General features: G+C 66.5%; 12 protein-coding genes. All 12 read right to left on the reverse strand.

The genetic code is table 11. The features are described from left to right. Positions 1-108: 108 nt before the first annotated feature. The 12 genes from uidB to ACFVVK_RS17675 all read right to left on the reverse strand — a co-directional run bounded on the left by uidB (position 109) and on the right by ACFVVK_RS17675 (position 16,345). A complete protein-coding gene (gene uidB, locus ACFVVK_RS17620; RefSeq protein ID WP_390269807.1) occupies positions 109-1,521 on the reverse strand; it encodes a glucuronide transporter in 1,413 nt (470 codons plus the stop codon). 61 nt (positions 1,522-1,582) lie between these two features. Beyond that, positions 1,583-3,394 (reverse strand): beta-glucuronidase, encoded by a 1,812-nt coding sequence (gene uidA / locus ACFVVK_RS17625; RefSeq protein ID WP_390269810.1) that lies wholly within the window; start codon positions 3,392-3,394, stop codon positions 1,583-1,585. Positions 3,395-3,627: 233 nt separating this feature from the next. Continuing rightward, positions 3,628-5,058, reverse strand: coding sequence for a mannitol dehydrogenase family protein (locus ACFVVK_RS17630; RefSeq protein WP_390269813.1), 1,431 nt, complete (start codon positions 5,056-5,058; stop codon positions 3,628-3,630). After that, complete coding sequence (gene uxaC, locus ACFVVK_RS17635; protein WP_390269816.1) at positions 5,055-6,482, reverse strand: glucuronate isomerase; 1,428 nt, start codon at positions 6,480-6,482, stop codon at positions 5,055-5,057. The genes ACFVVK_RS17630 and uxaC overlap by 4 nt, the downstream gene beginning before the upstream one ends. A 60-nt stretch (positions 6,483-6,542) precedes the next feature. Beyond that, complete coding sequence (locus ACFVVK_RS17640; RefSeq protein ID WP_390269819.1) at positions 6,543-7,607, reverse strand: LacI family DNA-binding transcriptional regulator; 1,065 nt, start codon at positions 7,605-7,607, stop codon at positions 6,543-6,545. A gap of 129 nt (positions 7,608-7,736) precedes the next feature. Further along, the gene (locus ACFVVK_RS17645) at positions 7,737-8,903 is read right to left on the reverse strand and encodes a Gfo/Idh/MocA family protein (protein ID WP_390269821.1); all 1,167 of its coding nucleotides are present in this window, start codon (positions 8,901-8,903) and stop codon (positions 7,737-7,739) included. Between the two features lie 17 nt (positions 8,904-8,920). Further along, positions 8,921-9,790, reverse strand: coding sequence for a sugar phosphate isomerase/epimerase family protein (locus tag ACFVVK_RS17650; RefSeq protein WP_390269824.1), 870 nt, complete (start codon positions 9,788-9,790; stop codon positions 8,921-8,923). 81 nt (positions 9,791-9,871) lie between these two features. Beyond that, the gene (locus tag ACFVVK_RS17655) at positions 9,872-10,747 is read right to left on the reverse strand and encodes an ATP-binding cassette domain-containing protein (RefSeq protein ID WP_390269827.1); all 876 of its coding nucleotides are present in this window, start codon (positions 10,745-10,747) and stop codon (positions 9,872-9,874) included. Beyond that, positions 10,744-12,603 carry a dipeptide/oligopeptide/nickel ABC transporter permease/ATP-binding protein gene (locus ACFVVK_RS17660; protein ID WP_390269830.1) on the reverse strand — a complete coding sequence of 620 codons (1,860 nt, stop codon included), beginning with the start codon at positions 12,601-12,603 and terminating at the stop codon, positions 10,744-10,746. Before ACFVVK_RS17660 ends, ACFVVK_RS17655 begins: the two co-directional genes overlap by 4 nt. After that, on the reverse strand, positions 12,600-13,541 hold the full coding sequence (locus ACFVVK_RS17665) for an ABC transporter permease (RefSeq protein ID WP_390269833.1): 942 nt from the start codon (positions 13,539-13,541) through the stop codon (positions 12,600-12,602). The genes ACFVVK_RS17660 and ACFVVK_RS17665 overlap by 4 nt, the downstream gene beginning before the upstream one ends. Before the next feature lie 6 nt (positions 13,542-13,547). Beyond that, complete coding sequence (locus ACFVVK_RS17670; protein ID WP_390269836.1) at positions 13,548-15,077, reverse strand: ABC transporter substrate-binding protein; 1,530 nt, start codon at positions 15,075-15,077, stop codon at positions 13,548-13,550. Between the two features lie 260 nt (positions 15,078-15,337). Further along, positions 15,338-16,345, reverse strand: coding sequence for a Gfo/Idh/MocA family protein (locus ACFVVK_RS17675; protein WP_390269839.1), 1,008 nt, complete (start codon positions 16,343-16,345; stop codon positions 15,338-15,340). Between the last annotated feature and the right edge of the window lie 22 nt (positions 16,346-16,367).

The raw sequence follows: 16,367 nt of genomic DNA on the forward strand, positions 1-16,367 counted from the left end.
GTGATCCGCAGGGTCACGAAGTTCCGCGAGGGGCTGGTCACGAAGACTTCAGCGGCAATGATTTTCACAACAGGTCCTTCTCTTAGGTTTCGGGGGTTAGTTGGGGGGTCAGTTTCGCTGCGCCAGCGGTGCGGGTACCTCGGAAACCGCGGCAGCTTCGCCGTCGGCGGTGTCTCTGGTACCTGCGGTTTCGCTGTGGCGGCGGGCGCGGATCTCAGTGAGGATCCGGGCGTGCATGGCGTCGGTGAGCGTGTACTTGGCCATCACGAGCACGGCGAGGATGGTCATGACGGCGGGCAGTGCGCCGGCGGCCACCTGGATGCCGAAGACAGCCTCCTGGGTCTGGACCGCGCCGGACTTGTAGCCGCCCAGGGCCAGGGCATAGGCGGCGAGCGCACCGCCCACTGCCTGCCCGGTCTTGCGGGTGAAGGAGAAGAGCGCGTAGGTGATGCCCTCGGTGCGGACGCCGGTCTTCCATTCGCCGTACTCCACGGTGTCGGCTTCCAGGGCCCACACCACGACGCTGACCGCGAGGACGCCCACCAGGCTGATGACCAGGCCGCTGAAACCGACCCAGACCTGGCTCGCCGGGGTGAAGAAGATAATGGCGCCGCCAACCACCGTGAGCAGCGATGAGACGATGTAGACGCGTTTCTTGCCGATGTTCCGGACCAGCTTCGGCATGAACCCGGCCAGCACGAAGGTGAGGACGAGCTGGGTGATGGACAGCACGGGGTACAGGTCCAGCCGGCCCAGGACGTCGCGGAGGTAGTACAGCTGGACCGAGCTCAGGGCCAGGGAACCGGTCAGGAAGAAGAAGGAGCTCAGGCACAGCATCAGCAGCGGCCGGTTGCCCTTGAGGGTGTCCATGCTCTGCTTGAACGTGACGTTGGGGACGGCGCGGTGGACGCGCTCCTTGGCGGTCAGGAAGGTGAAGAGGTACAGGGCCGCCCCGATGACGACAAAGACCAGGGTGATGGTGGTGAACGTCGCCTGCAGGTTGGCACCCGGCTTGATCAGCGGGGCCACGAAGATGCCCAGGGCGGAGCCGACCAGCAGCGCGCCGATCATCCGGGCGGAACCGAGTTTGGCGCGCTCGCCCGGGTCCTGGGTCATGGCGCCGGCCAGAGAGCCGTAGGGGATGTTGACCAGGCTGTAGGCCAGGCCCAGGGCTGCGTACGTGACGTAGGCATAGAGCAGGGTGCCGGATTCGCCGAGCTGCGGGACGGAGAAGGTAGCCACGCTCAGCAGCAGCAGCGGGATGGAGCCGAACATGATGAACGGGCGGAACTTGCCGAACCGCTTGCTGAAGGTCCGGTCCACCACGCGGCCGGCGAAGACGTCGGCGAAGGCGTCGAAGACCCGCACAACCAGCAGCAGGGTGCCGGCGGCCGCGGCCGAGATCCCGGCCACGTCCGTGTAGTAGACGAGCAGGAACATGGTGGCCGTGGTGAAAGCCAGGTTGTTTGCGGCATCGCCGGCGCCATAGCCGATGATGCTGAGCTTGTTCAGCTTTTTCATGTGATTGGGCTCCTTTACCCGTTGCCGGACCTGGGTCCGGCGAAAAAATCTGCGTTAAGGCCTACGCCCCGGAAGTGATGTTTTTGGTGCCGGCCAGTGCGGTCCACCGTTGGCGCAGGGCATAGGCGGCGGGTTTGGGCCGCCTGTCCCGGGTGAAGACGCCCTTCTTGTTGCCGTCCACGCGCATGATGCCGTTGGACGTCTGGAAGTCCGCAAAGTTCCAGACCTGTTCGCCCACCATCGCGTCCACGCGGTCGAAGACCCGGTGGTACATGGCCAGGAACGCGGCCTGGTATTCCTCGCTCCAGGGCTGTTCATAGATGGAGTGGAAGCCGGGCATGGTGTCCGGCCCGTACTCGGTCATGATCATGGGCTTGCCGTACTTGGCTTCCCACTCGCGCAGTTCCTTCTCGAGGGTCTGCTCGGCCGTTTCGAGGTCGCCGTTGTTGAGGTACCAGCCGTAGTAGCGGTTGAGCATGATCACGTCGAACAGGTCCCCGAGCAGTTCCTTGTCCGGGGTGTCGAACATGACGTTGACGTAGCCGACGGGCCGGGTGGGGTCCAGCTGGCGGGTCAGCTCCGCGAGGGGTGCGAAGTATTCGCGGGCGCCCTCTTCCGAGCCGTTGGGTTCGTTGGCGATCGACCAGATCACCACGGAGGGGTGGTTCTTGTCCCGGGCGACGAGTTCGGTGATCGCTTGCCGGTGGCTGGCCGCGGTGTTGGCGTCCACTCCCCCGTCCTCATACGTCTTCTTGGCGATGCCGCCGAACACGGCGCCGAAGCCCAGGTGCAGCCCGACGGCGGCGGTCTCGTCGATCACCACGATCCCGTGCCGGTCGGCGAACTCCATGACTTCCTCGGCGTAGGGGTAGTGCGAGGTCCGGAAGGAGTTGGCGCCCACCCAGTCCAGGAGCTGGAAGTCGTTGACCATCTGGGCGTCGCTGTGGCCCTTGCCGATGGCCACATGGTCCTCGTGCATGCCGAAGCCGGTGAAGTAGAAGGGCTCGCCGTTGATGAGGAATTCCTTGCCGCGGACTTCCACCGTGCGGACACCGACGGGCAGCGTGTAGCTGTCCAGCAGCCGGCCGCCGTCGCGGATTTCAGCGGTGAGGCTGTACAGGTAGGCGGCACCGGGCTGCCACAGCACGACGTCGGCGATCGCCAGGGTGCCGCTGGCACCGTCGGCGCGGGCAACCTCTACGCCGTCGGCATCCCGGAGGGAAACGGTGACCGTTTCGCTGCCGGTGCCGCCCGCCGTGGCGATCGTGTAATCGACACTGCCGGCGGTTCCTTCGAAGCCGGTGACGACGGTGATGTCATCGACCGTGACTGCCGGGGTGCTGAAGAGCCAGACGCTCCGGTGCAGGCCGGCGTAGTTGTAGAAGTCGTGGAGGTAGCTTTGCTGCCGCCGGCCGTCCCCGGTGACGGTGATGGTACCTGGCGGAATGGTGGCCTGGGTGAGCTCGTTGTTGACGGAGATCGTAAGGCGGAAGACCTGCCCGGGCGTCACGTGCTCGGTGATGTCCGCGCTGAACGGCATGTAGCCGCCCGCGTGCTGGGCCACCAGGGTGTCGTCGACCCACACCATGCCCTCGTGCGTTGCCGAGTCGAGGCGGACGTGGATGCGCTCGCCGGCCCAGCCGCGCGGGACACGGACCTCGCGCTGGTACCAGACGTAGCCCACGTGGTCCCTGATGGCCTTGTCCGGGAAGACGTCGTTGTAGCTGGCCGGAACACCCATTTCCAGGGACGAGTCCAACGGTGCCGTGAACCATTCCTCCCGGTGGCCGGAGCGGTCAAAGTCCACCTTAAAGCGGTACAGGCCGTCGAGGTTGACCAGTTCACGGGTTTCGCTGGCTTGCGGCTTGAGCATTGGAGTCCTATCGCGTCTTTGCGGGCGGTGCGGGTGGAGAAGTTCGGGCGGAAGCTTTCGAGTCCGGGATGCGGCCGGGTTTTGCTCCTGTTGTAATGCTAGTCACGTGGCAATCGATTGGCAAGCGGTTGCCAAATATTCCTTGAAAGTTTTACAAACAGCAATGCCTGACAAACAGCACTGCCCGGCCCCTATGGTCCGGGGCCCGGGCAGTGCCGCATGTGCCGAGGACGCTACGGGGAGACAGCCGGCTCCCCGAAGGTCCCGCACAGGCCTTCAATCAGCTGCACGACGCCGCCGTCCGCTGCGAGGTCCGGGGACACCAGCGTGAGCAGGCCACGCGTGCGCTCCGCGCCGTCAAGGGCATTGGCCGCGGCCACCTCCGCGGCAAGCGGGTCATGGAAGTTGGCCGCCGAAGCGCTGAAGTCCATCCAGGCGGCGATCATGAGGGCCGCCGCCGCGCCAGACCTGCCCTGGGCGCGCTCGGCCCGCAGCACGGGCACCGCGCGCATCCGCAGCTTGGTGCTGCCGTCCATGGCGATCTGGGCCAGGTGGTGCGCGATCCGGGCATTGCCAAAGCGCTCCAGCAGCGCGGCGCGGTAGGCCGGAATCTGCAGGTCCGCGCCGGGCAGGTTGGTTTCCGCCTCATCCCAGAAGCGTTCCACGGCCTGCCGGCAGGACTGGTCCTGCAGGGCTTCGGCCACGGTGGTGTGCCCGCGCAGCTGCCCGGCGTAGGCCAGCAGCGAGTGCGCGCCGTTCAGGAGCCAGAGCTTGCGGTTTTCATAGGGTTCAATGTCATCCACGAAGACGGCCCCGGCGTCCTGCCAGTGCGGGCGACCGGCGGGGAAATCGCCGCTGAGGACCCAGTTCTTGAAGGGTTCGGCCACTACGGGGGACGAATCGCGGTAGCCGCAGCCGGCCTCGACGGCGGCGACGTCGGCCTCCGTGGTCCGGGGTGTGATCCGGTCCACCGATGTGCTCACGAAACTGACGTTGGCCTCGATCCAGGCGGCGAGCCCGGCGTCCCAGGCCGCGGCCAGGCCGGTGACGGCCCGGCGGGCGACGGTGCCGTTGCTGGCGAGGTTGTCGCAGCAGACCACGGCCAGGGGCCCGGCCCCTGCGGTGCGGCGGCGGGCGAGGGCAAAGACCAGCCGGCCCAGCGGCGTCGCCGGGTTGCCGGCACCCCGCGCCAGCACCGCCAGGTCCGCCTCGACGTCGGGAGCCCGGAGGTCCAGCTGCCCGTCGGCGCCCAGGCCGTAGGCGGCCTCGGTGATGGTCAGCGTGATGATCGCGGTGGCGGGCGCGGACACCAGTTCGGCAAGCCGGGCGACGTCAGCCCCGTCCACGGCGGTGACGATGCTGCCGATGACCTCGAAGGAGTCCGCCGTGTCGCCGCGCTCTACGAGCGTGAACAGTCCGTCCTGCTCCGCCAGCGCCAGTGCCGCGTCCGGGCGCCGGCCGGTGAAGGAGGCAATGCCCCATTCCGCGGCGTCGCCGGCGCGGTGGGTGTACCAGGCCTGGTGCGACCGGTGGAAGGCGCCAAGGCCCAGGTGGACAATCCGCACCGGTGCCTTGGCCGAGGGGCGGAGGCTGCGGTTCAGACGCGGCAGGTCCGTCCCCGCGTCCGCCGGTCCGCTGGGACGTGCGTGCCTTGTGGTGGTCATAGCTTGAAAACCCTTCGGGGGGAGCCGTCGACGAGGTCGACGATGATGTCGTGGGCCCGGTCCTCGCTGATCCGGTGTTCCGCCACGAGGCGGGCCAGGAAAGAGGCCTCGATCCGGCGGGAGGCATCGTGCCGGGCGGGAATGGAGCAGAAGGCACGGGTATCGTCGATGAACCCCGAGGACCGGGAGAATCCTGCCGTTTCGGTCACGGCAGACCGGAACCGCAGCATGGCGTCCGGCGCGTCCAGGAACCACCACGGGGCGCCGAGGTAGACCGACGGGTAGAAGCCGGCCAGCGGGGCGAGTTCGCGCGAATAGACGGTCTCGTCCATGGTGAAGAGCACCAGGTGGAAGTCCTTGGCCGTGCCGAAGTCCTGCAGCAGCGGACGGATCGCCTCCGTGTAGTCGATTGCGAAGGGGATGTCGTGCCCGGTGTCCGCGCCGTACTGGTTGAAGGTCTCCGAGTGGTGGTTGCGGAAGGAACCTGGATGGATGGTCATGACCAGGCCGTCCTCCACGGACATCCGCGCCATCTGGTACATCATGTGGGCTTCGAAATCTTCGCGTTCGGCGGCGGTGGCTTTCCCGGAGCGGGCCCGGTCGAAGAGCCGCTCCGCGTCTGCAGCGTCCAGCTTCAGGGTCCGCGGGGTGCGGACGCCGTGGTCGGCCGAAACGGCGCCACGCTCCACAAAGTAACGACGCCGGTTCTCCAGTGCGGTGAGGTAGCCGGCAAAGCCGCTGCCGCCGTCGCCCGCTGCCGCGAGGAGGCGCTCAACGTTTCCGCCCCAGGCAGGGTTGGCCGGATTCAGGTAGGCATCCGGCCGGAAAGTCGGGAGGACGCGGCCGTGGAAAGTGGCGTCTCCGGCCAGGGCCTTGTGGCTGGCGAGATCGTCCAGGGGATCGTCCGTGGTGGCCAGGACCTCGATGTTGAAGTCCTTGAAAAGCTGGCGGGGGCGGAAATCCGGTTCCTGGAGCCGGGCGGAGATGGCGCCGTAGGAGGCATCGGCGGTGGCGCCGCTGATCTCCTCATCGAGGCCGAAGACGCTGCGGAACTGGTCGCGGAGCCAGTAGCCCGAGGCTGTGCCCTCGAACAGCGGCCACGCCTGGCAGAACTCGCGCCAGACAGTCCGGGAGTCCGGAGCAGCGGCAGTCGGGTCTGCCTGCGCGCCGGCCTGCGCGCGCAGCTGGTCCAGCGGAACGCCGCTGGCGTGGATCAGGCGCGTGACGTAATGGTCCGGGCTGACCAGCAACGCTGCCGGATCAGGGAAGGGAGTGTTGTGCTCGAGCACGGCGGCGTCGACGTGGCCGTGCGGGGAGATGATCGGAAGGTCCTGGACCCGGCCCAGGAGGTCCCGCGCGATCCTTCGCGTTCCGGGGTCCGCGGGCAGGAGCCGGTCTGGGTGGGCGGCAAGCGACTGTGACATAGCTCAATGGTCCTGCCGCGGCAACCGCTTTGTCAACCGGTTGCCAAAATTGCCACAACCTTACTTGGTGCCGATCAGCCGGCCGCTGGAGCCGCGCAGCACGAGTTCGGTTTCCACTCGCAGTGTCGCGGCGGTTTCGCCGCCTGCACCGGCCAGGTGGTCAAGGAGGAGCGCGGCCGCGCCCGAACCGCATTCGCCCAGCGGGGAACGCACGGTGGTCAGGGGCGGAGTGGTGAAATCCGCGCCGAAGATGTCGTCAAAGCCCACAATGCTGATCTGGTCCGGGACTTCCACGCCGGCGGCCTGGAGTTCCTGCATCAGGCCGATGGCCAGGAGGTCGTTGTACGTCAGGACCGCGGTTGCGCCGCTGGAGAGGACTTCGCGCGCCACCTGCCGGCCGCCGTCGACCGTTGGCTTGGCGGATTCGAGCCGGACGGCCTCCACTCGGGACCACTCGCAGGCGGAGCGGACGCCGTCCCAGCGCCGCGCGGACATCCAGGACTGCGACGGCCCGGCAACGTAGGCCACTTTCCGGTGCCCGTTCGCGGCCAGGCTGCGGACGGCTTCACCGATCCCCTTGTTGACGTCCGGGACGACGCACGGCACGCCGTCGACCTCGCGGTTGATGACCACCACGGGCTTGTCGCGGGCGAGCGTGCGGATGTCGTCGTCGTCCATGCGCGGGCTGGCGAGGATGAGCCCGTCCACGGTGGGCATCATCCGCCGGGCCGTCGTCAGCTCGGTGACGGCCGACTCGGCAGAGTCCGCGAGGACCAGGGTGTAGTCGCGGGCGCTGGCCGTGGCCCCGGCACCGCGGATGATGTCGAAGAACGTGGGGTTGGTGATGTCGGCGACGATCAGGCCGAACGTGCTGGTCCGGCCCGTGGGCAGTGCGCGCGCGAACGGGTTCACCTGGTAGTTGAGCTCGGCCGCGGCATCCTCGATGAGCTTCTGCGTCTTGGCGCTGACCCGGCCCGGCTTGCTGAGGGCCCGCGACACTGTAGACGGATTGACCCCGGCGGCCCTGGCGATGTCGTAGATCGTGGGGCTGGATTTCCCGTCCCGGGCGTGCTTCTTGGCCGGACCTGTTGGTGCGGCAGCTTCCGGGGTCTTGGGTTCAGTCACCGCCCCATCCTAACGAGGAAACACCCCAACCAGGTCGCAGCAGGGGCCGTTTTGGACGTCCAGAACGGCCCCTGCTGCTAGCCAGTTGGGTGGGGTTGCCGGGGTGGGGGTTGCCCGCCCCGGGCAGGGTCAGGCGCGCTCGGGAAATTTGCCTTCCGCGGCGATCCGCTTGTTCAGCTCGGTGAGGAACTCGTCCTCGTCGAAGTCCAGGCCCACTTCCCGGCCGGTCCAGCTGGACAGGTGGATCGCGTTGGCCAGCCGGACGCCGTTGATGCCGTCCGAACCCGGCGCCAGCAGCGGTGTGCCGTCCAGGATGTTGGCTGCAAAGTTCTCCAGGACGCCCGAGTGCTGCGCGCCCCAGGCGGACTCGAATTCGATGACTTCGGTGCTGTAGTAGTCCTCGGAGTTCAGCTGACCCATGAAGAGTTTCCGGACGTCCTCCATGCCCATGCCGTCGCTGAGTTCGCGTTCGGGCTTCTTCAGGCGGGTCACGGTGGCGGTCTTGCTGTTTTCCACCACGATCTTGCCCTGGTCGCCCAGGATCTCGAAGCGGTCTGTCCCTACGAGGTCGTGCGTCGCGGTGACGAAGACGCCCGTGGCGCCGTCGCCGTAGTCCACGACGGCAGTGACTTCGTCCTCCACCGCGATGTCGCGGCGGAAGCCGTAGGCAACCTTGGAGTAGACGGACTTCGGCACGCCGCAGATCCACTGCCACAGGTCCAGCTGGTGCGGGGCCTGGTTGACCAGCACGCCGCCGCCCTCGCCGCCCCAGGTGGCGCGCCATTCGCTGGAGTTGTAGTAACCCTGCGGACGCCACCAGTTGGTGATGATCCAGTTGGTGCGGCGGATGCTGCCGATCTCGCCATTGTCGACGATTTCTTTCAGCTTCTGGTACAGCGGATTGTTGCGCTGGTTGAACATGATGGCAAAGGACAGCTCGGGCTTGGCCGCGGCAAAGTCGTTGAGTTCCTTGACCTGCTTGGTATACACCCCGGCCGGCTTCTCCACGAGGGCGTGGATGTTGCGTTTGAGGGTCGCGATGCCCATCTCGGGGTGCAGGAAGTGCGGCACGCACGTCACGACGGCGTCGACGTCGCCGCTTTCGAGCATGGCGATGTAGTCGTCGTAGAACGGCGCGTCCGGGTACTGCGAAGCGGCAAGTTCCTTCTTGGCGGGGTCGGCGTCGCAGATGGCACCAATCACCATGTTGGGGACCGCGCCGTCGGCGATGAACTTCGCGTACATGCCGCCCTGCTGGCCCAGGCCGATGATGCCGAGGCGTACTTTCTTACTCATGTGGTGATTCTCCCTGTCTAGAAAAGGTTCGAGTGGCCCATGGCCACGAGGTTGTCGTAGGAGGTCTGCAGGGCGTCCCAGACAGTGCGCCCGTACAGTTCGTCCTGCTCAACCAGCAGGTAGCGCGCGCCGGCGGCCTGGGCGGCCGGGATGATGGACGGGAAGTCCAGGTTGCCTTCGCCCACCTCGGCGAACTGGACCACGTTCTTGAACTCGGCCATGAAGCCCTTGAAATCCCCGGTTTCCAGAAGGCCGAAGGACGATTCCGGCATCTGGCCGATCCGGTAGTCCTTCAGGTGCACCATGGCCGTGCGGCCGGCGTACTTCTGCAGCGTCCGGACCGGGTCCAGGCCACCGCGCTGCACCCAGTGGACATCGATTTCCAGGCCCATGGCCGGGGAGTTCTCGGCGATGATGTCCAGCATGTAGGTGCCGTCGAACTTCGCGAACTCGATGTGGTGGTTGTGGTAGTACAGGCCGATCCCATGCCCGCCGAGGCGCTCCGCGTAGTCGTTGGCCTGTTTGGCAAAGTCCACTACGGCGTCGATCGACTTCATGGCCGGGAACGGCAGCATGCCGATCCGCAGGAGCTTCGTGTCCAGGCGCTGGGCATCTTCGACGATCTTCTCGAGGTGGTCCTTCAGCGAATCGCCGGGCACGCCCTTGGGGGTTTCCATGGCGACGGAGAGGGCGGCCACGTCCATGCCGAATTCGGTCTGCGCCCGGTCCAGTTCCGCCACGTTCTCCGCTGTCATGGGGATTTGGGAAACTTCGACGGCGTTGTAGCCGATCGCGTTGACCTTCCGGAGCGTCTCGAACGCCCCGAGTTCGGCGAAGCTGTCCTTCAGCATCATCGCCTGCACGCCAATTTTTGCTGTTGTTGCCACGCTTTTCCTCCGTTGCCGCCGGACCCCCAGGGGAATCCGGCCGTTGTGTTCGGTTGCCGTTGTGTTCGGTTGCCGGCGTCCTCAGGCGAGGGCGCCCGCTTGTTCGTGCTGCATCCGTTGCGTTTCGAGCAGGCGGTGCCGGTCTGCGCGGCGCTGTTCCTGCCGGTCCGGGTCAGGGACCGGGGAGGCGAGCAGCAGCCGCTGGGTGTAGGGGTGGTCGGGGTCGGTGGTGACGGCGCCGGCCGGTCCTTGTTCGACGATCTCGCCGTGGTACATCACGGCGACGCGGTGGCTGATGTGCCGGACGACGTCGAGGTCGTGCGAGACGAAGAGGTAAGACACGCCGGTGTCCTTCTGGATCTGCAGGAACAGGTCCAGGACGCGGGCCTGGGTGGAGAGGTCCAGGGCGCTGACGGGCTCGTCGCAGACGATCAGCTTGGGCGAGAGGGCCAGGGCCCGGGCGATCGCCACGCGCTGGCGCTGCCCGCCGCTGAATTCGCGCGGCAGCCGGTTGATGGCGTCGGAAGGCAGCCCCACCTGGTCGAGCAGTTCCTTCACGCGTTTTTTGGCCGCAGCGGCATCCAGGCCCTGCACCCCCAGTGGCTCGGCGAGGATGTCGCCGATCTCCAGTGCGGGGTTCAGGGAGGTGTACGGATCCTGGAAGACCACCTGCAGGTCCCGGCTAAGGAGCCGCCGGTCCTTGCGGCTGGCGTGGCTGATGTCCTTGCCGTCGAAGCTGATCTTCCCGCCGGTCACCGGTGCCAGCCCCAGGATGGCGCGGCCCAGGGTGGTCTTGCCTGACCCGGACTCCCCCACCAGGCCGAGGGTTTCGCCCCGGCCGATGGTGATGTTGATGTCCGTCAGGGCGCGGAAGGCCTTGGCCCGGAACTTCTTGCTGGGGTACTCCACCACCAGCCGGTCCACAGTGAGCAGCGGCGCGCTTTCGGTGGTGCTCATGCGACTGGCTCCTTCGGCCGGGAAACGAGCATGGACATGGGTTCCTTGCCTTCGAGCATCGACGCCAAAAGTGTCTGTGTGTAGGGTTCCTGCGGATTGCGGAGGATGTCGCGGACGGGTCCTTCCTCCACGAGCCGGCCGTTCTGCATGACAGCCACACGGTCACAGAGGTCGGCCACCACCCCGAAGTTGTGGGTCACCAGGATGACGCCGATGTTCAGTCGCTGTTGGAGCTCGCGGAGCAGGTCCAGCACGTCGGCCTGCACCGTGACATCCAAGGCCGTGGTGGGCTCGTCGGCGATCACCAGGTCCGGCTCGCAGCTGATGGCTCCGGCGATCAGCACCCGCTGGGCCATGCCGCCAGAGACCTCATGCGGGTAGGCGTTGAAGGTGCGGTCCGGGCTGACGATTCCGACGTCCGTGAGCAGCTTCAGCGCCCGTTTCGTGGCCTCGGCCTTGGAAATTCCGAGGACGCGCATCATGGGGGTGACCAGCTGGTAGCCGATGGTGAAGGCGGGATCCAGGTTGCTCATGGGCTCCTGCGGAATGTAGGAAATCCGTCTGCCGCGCAGTTTGGACAGGCGCTCCTGGCTGACCCGATCCTCGCCCGGGGCCACGGTGTAGTTGCCGTCGAACTGGATGGAGCCGCCCACAACGCGCGCGTTCTCCGGCAGCAGCCCAAGGATGGAGAATGCGGTCTGGGACTTGCCCGAGCCGGATTCGCCCACGATGCCCAAGATCTCGCCGCGGTCCACGTGGAAGGAGACGTCGTCCACAACCTTCTTGATGGAACCGTCCGCCTGGGGATAGCCGACGCCGAGATTGGTCACCTTGACCAGGTGGTGCTCGGTTCCGGGGACAACGGCGGCCACGGCCTTCCGGGACGGGCGCGCGGCGCCGGGCGCCGCCGTCGTGCGTGCCGCCGGAGAACCTGTAAGCGGAGTCCGCTGCTTGCGGTGTTTGATCTTTTCGCCGTCCTCAAGCGCGTCGCGGATGGCGTTGCCCAGCAGGACAAGGCCACCGATGGTCAGGGCCATCGCAAGCGCCGGCCAGAAGAGCAGGGTGGGGTTCAGGTAGACGTTCTTGAAGCCCTCGGAAAGCATGACGCCCCAGGTTGCCTTGGTGGGGTCGCCCAGGCCGAGGAACTCCAGGCCGGACTGGATGGCGATGGCCACGCCGGCGATCGCCGCGGTCTGGATGATGATGGGTGCCCGGACCACGGAGAAAATGTGGCGGGCGATGATGCTCAGGTCCGACAGCCCGGAGACCCGGGCGGCGTCAACGTACAGTTCGTTGCGCACGGACTGGACGGCGGTTCGGGTGAGCCGGAAGTACGACGGGCTGATGAGGACGCCGAAGGCGATCATGGAAATCCACACCGAGGGGCCGAAGGCCGCCCGGATGGTCAGCAGCACAATCAGGCCGGGCAAACTCATGAGGATGCTGACCACCCAGTTGGAGGCTGCCTCGAACTTGCCGGCATAGTAGCCGGCGATCAGGCCGGCCGGCAGGCCGATAAGGATGGCCACGCCGGCGCAGAGCAACGCGGACAGGAGTGTCAGCTGTGCGCCGAACAGCAGCCGGCTCCAGACATCGCGACCGGCGCTGTCGGTCCCCAGGATGTTCACGGAGTCGGGCGCGGCCAAGGTCTTGGCGATGTTCGCGTAGTTCTGGTCAAAGGGCGCCAGCACCGGAGCCAACATGGCCAGCAGCGAGATGGTCAGGAGGATCGCCACGGCGGCGATGCCCAGGGGGTTCCGGAACAGGCGCCGGATGACGGTGGAGCGGACCACGGTGCCGCTTTGTCCCGTGTGGAGTGGGGCGGCTACGGCCGCGGTTTCTACGGAATCGCTCATGACACACGTACCTTCGGGTTGAGCCAGCCATTGAGAATGTCCACCAGCAGGTTCACCACAATGACGACGACGACCGTGTACATCACGACGCCCATCACCACCGGGAGGTCCGACTGGCCGGTGGCGGCGACCGCCAGCGGGCCCATGCCGGGGAGGGCGAAGATCTGCTCGATGATCACCACGCCGCCCAGCATGCCGATCAGCTGCAGGCTCAGCACCGTCAGGCCGGCCGGGGCAGCGCTGCGCAGCACGTGCTTGAAGAGGATCTCGCGCTCACCGATGCCGCGACTGCGCAGGGTGCGGACGTAGTCCCGCTCGAGCTGTTTGATGACGGCGCTGCGGATCTGCTGCGCGCCGCCGGTGACGCCGTTGACCAGTAGTGCGATCACCGGAAGCGACATGGAATACACCCAGGCTTCCGGTCCGGCTTCCGGGGAGATGGTGCTGGTGGCCGGGAAGAGACCCAGCTGGATGGCCAGGAGGGTGACCAGGACGACGCCAATCACGAACCCCGGAATGGAGTCGCCGATGATGGCGCCGACCTGGACCATCCTGTCCACCCAGCCGCGCTTGACCGCGGCGAGGACCCCGATCAGTGCGGCGCAGACGGCGATCAGGAACATTGCGGCGAAAACCATGGTCATGGTCACCGGGATCCGCGTGGCCAGGGAATTGGCCACGGGCTCGGAGGTGAACCAGGAGGCCCCGAGGTTTCCGGACAGGGCATCAGCCAGCCAGGTGAGGTACCGCACTAGCAGCGGCTGGTCCAGCCCCAGTTCGTGCTCCTTCAGGGCAACCTGCTCGGCTGTGGCCTGGTCGCCCAGGATGTTCCGGGCGATGCTTCCGCTGGAGACATACAGCAGGAAGAAGGTCAGCGCCGAGACTACAAACAGCACCACCAGCCCGCTGCCCAGCCGTTTCGCAATGAACCTGATCACGGCGTCCTACTTGGCGGGTGAGTAGTTGTAGATGGACGGAACGGCCTGCTGGATCTGCGGCGTGACGTTCACCTTGGCGTTGTGGTAATACATCTGGTTGACGCGGAACAGCGGGGCGAACCACGCCTGCTCCACCACGTACTTGTTCACTTCCTGGGCCAGCTTGCCGGCGTCGGCGCCACCCTTCTGCACGGCGTCGATCTTGGTCTGCAGTTCCGGAGTCGCGTTCTTGAACGGGTTGTACAGCGCCTTGGTGGAGATGATCTGGTTGATGGCAACCGTCGGTTCGCCCTGGAAGAGGGAGAAGTACATGGTGGTGTACTTCTGGGCCGCGACATCGGACGTGAAGGTGTTGGTCAGCGCGGCACCCACCTTCAGGGTGATGCCCACGTCTGCCAGCTGCTGCTGGACGACCGAAATCTGGGTTTCGAAACCGGGGACGCTCGGGATTTCCAGGGTGACGCCGCTTTCAAAGCCGGCTTCCTTGAGGAGCTGCTTCGCCTTGGCCGGATCGTAGCTGTAGTAGTTCTCCAGCCCTTCCGTCCAGGCCCCGCTGGCCTTGCCGAACGGCTGCGACGTCGGGGTGCCCTGGCCCAGCATGACCTGGTCCAGGATGGTCTTGCGGTCAAAGGCGTAGTTGATCGCCTGGCGGACCTTGACGTTTTGCAGCGCCGGGTTCTTGGCACCGTCGCGGTCCAGGAGCAGCAGCCCCTGCCAGTCGACCTCGTTGGCGGCCAGCTTCATCTTGGCGCCCTCGGCCTGCTTCCCGTTCTTGGGATCCAGGATGGTCGCATCCACCTGGCCGGAGACCAGGGCGTTGGTGCGGGCGGTGAGATCGGTCAGGATCTTGAAGGTGAGCTTGGAGTACTTCTGCAGATCCTTGTTCCAGTAGTCCTTGCGGGCCGTGAACACGGTCTGGGAATCCTTGACCGACGCTGCCTTGTCCATGACGTACGGGCCGGAGCCCACCGGTTCGGTCTTGATGGCGTCAGTTCCGAGCGCCTTGGGGCTGCCCATCAGGCCGGCCGCCTGGCTGAGGAAGTATTCCAGGGCCGGGTCCGGAGCAGTGAGGTTGATGTCGATGGTGTCGGCGTCCACCACGCTCACGTCCTTCACAGAGGCAAGCTGGGCCATCTGGGGGCCGTTGGCCTTCTTGAAGTGGTCCAGGTTGGCTTTGGCGGCCTCGGCGTCGAACTTGGCGCCGTCGCTGAAGGTGACGTCTGTGCGTAGGTCCACGGTCAGCTTGGTGCTGGCTGCGTTGTACTTCCAGGCCGTCGCCAGCATGGGGCTGAGCTTCCCATCCGGCTGGCGCAGGATCAGGGTGTCATAGACCGCCTGGTACGGCTGGAGGATGTGGCCCACATGGGCCTGGGCGGGGTCCCAGGACCGGACGTCCTGGATGGTGCCCAGCGTCAGGGACGTCGCCGCCGCGCCGGCGGCCGAGCCGCCGGCTGTTGCGCCGCCGCCACAGGCTGTGAGTGCGAGCGACGCGCTGAGGATGAGGGCAGCAGCTGCTGCCTTGGGACCTAACTTCATTGTTGGCTCCTTTGGATCGTTTGACAGGTCCGTTGCTTCGGACGTGGCGGCGGCAATGTGGCGTGGGCCACATTGCCGCTTGTGAGATCAGCGTACGTTGGGTTGCCATATCTGGCAACCGGTTGTCATAAACTTTCTGGATCGTTGCAGGATCGAGTTGTGAGAGCGCCGCACGGCCGCAGGGGCGGCGGCAGGTCGGCGGCTCAGGGGCAGCGTGCGGCGCAGGACGTGCAGCCCGTGGCCGGCCGGGCCCCGGCTGGTCAGGACACTTTTTCCTCGGAGCCGGGGTAGGACTGGCGGTAGAGTTCCTTGACGATCCGCAGCGACTTCGCCCCTTCGGCGGCGTCGATCCAGAACGGGCCCGGCTGTGCCAGACCGGCATAGAAATCGGCGATCAGCAGGGCATGCGAAACACCCCAATAGGAGCGCCCGCCCGAGGCGGCGGAGCGCTCCCGCACCACGTGGCTGCGTCCGTCGTCGTAAGTGACCGTGAGGTCGCCGCGCAGGCTTAGCATCGCCTTCTCGGTTTCGATATCCAGTGTGACCGGCGCGTTGACTGTGTTGGCGAGCGTGGCGTAGAAGACGCTGCGCGCGCCGTTGCTGTGCAGCGCGGCAAACTCGGCCGTATCCTCCACCTCGATCACATCGCCCAGCGCATGGGCCGAGGCGCTGCCGGAGAGCGAAACCACGTCGCCCACCAGCCATTGCAGCAGGTCGACGGTGTGGATGGCTTGGTTCATCATCAGCCCGCCGCCGCCCCCGCCCCAGCTTCCGCGCCAGGGCCGGCTGAGGTAATAATCGGCGTGCCGGTGCCACATGACCGTAGCCGAGGCCCCCAGCACTTTGCCGAGCTCGCCGGAGTCCAGCAGGCGGCGCATTTCCTGCACGGGGGCGTTGTAGCGGTTTTGGAAGCACAGGCCTATCCGGGCGGTACTGTCGGCAGCGGCGGCCAGCAGCCGTTCCCCCTCGGCCAGGGTGTGCGCCAGCGGCTTTTCCAGCACCACATTGACGCCGCGGCGCAGGCAGTCGATGGCGATCGCCGCGTGCTCGTGGTGCGGAGTGGTGATGTGCACGACGTCGGGCGCCGCGACGTCCAGCATCTCGCGGTAGTCCTCGAAGGCCGCGACGCCGTGGGCCCGCTGCGCCGAGGAGCGCCGCTCCGGATCCGTGTCGCAGACGGCCACCAGTTCGGCGTCGTCCATCCCTGCAAGTGCTTCAAAGTGAACGATCGACACGTCGCCGCAGCCGATAATTGCCGCCTTTGGCATCCGGAGCCCCCTGGTTTCGTTG

The organism is Arthrobacter sp. NPDC058192 (assembly GCF_042883665.1).
In the GTDB taxonomy this organism is placed as follows: Bacteria; Actinomycetota; Actinomycetes; order Actinomycetales; family Micrococcaceae; genus Arthrobacter.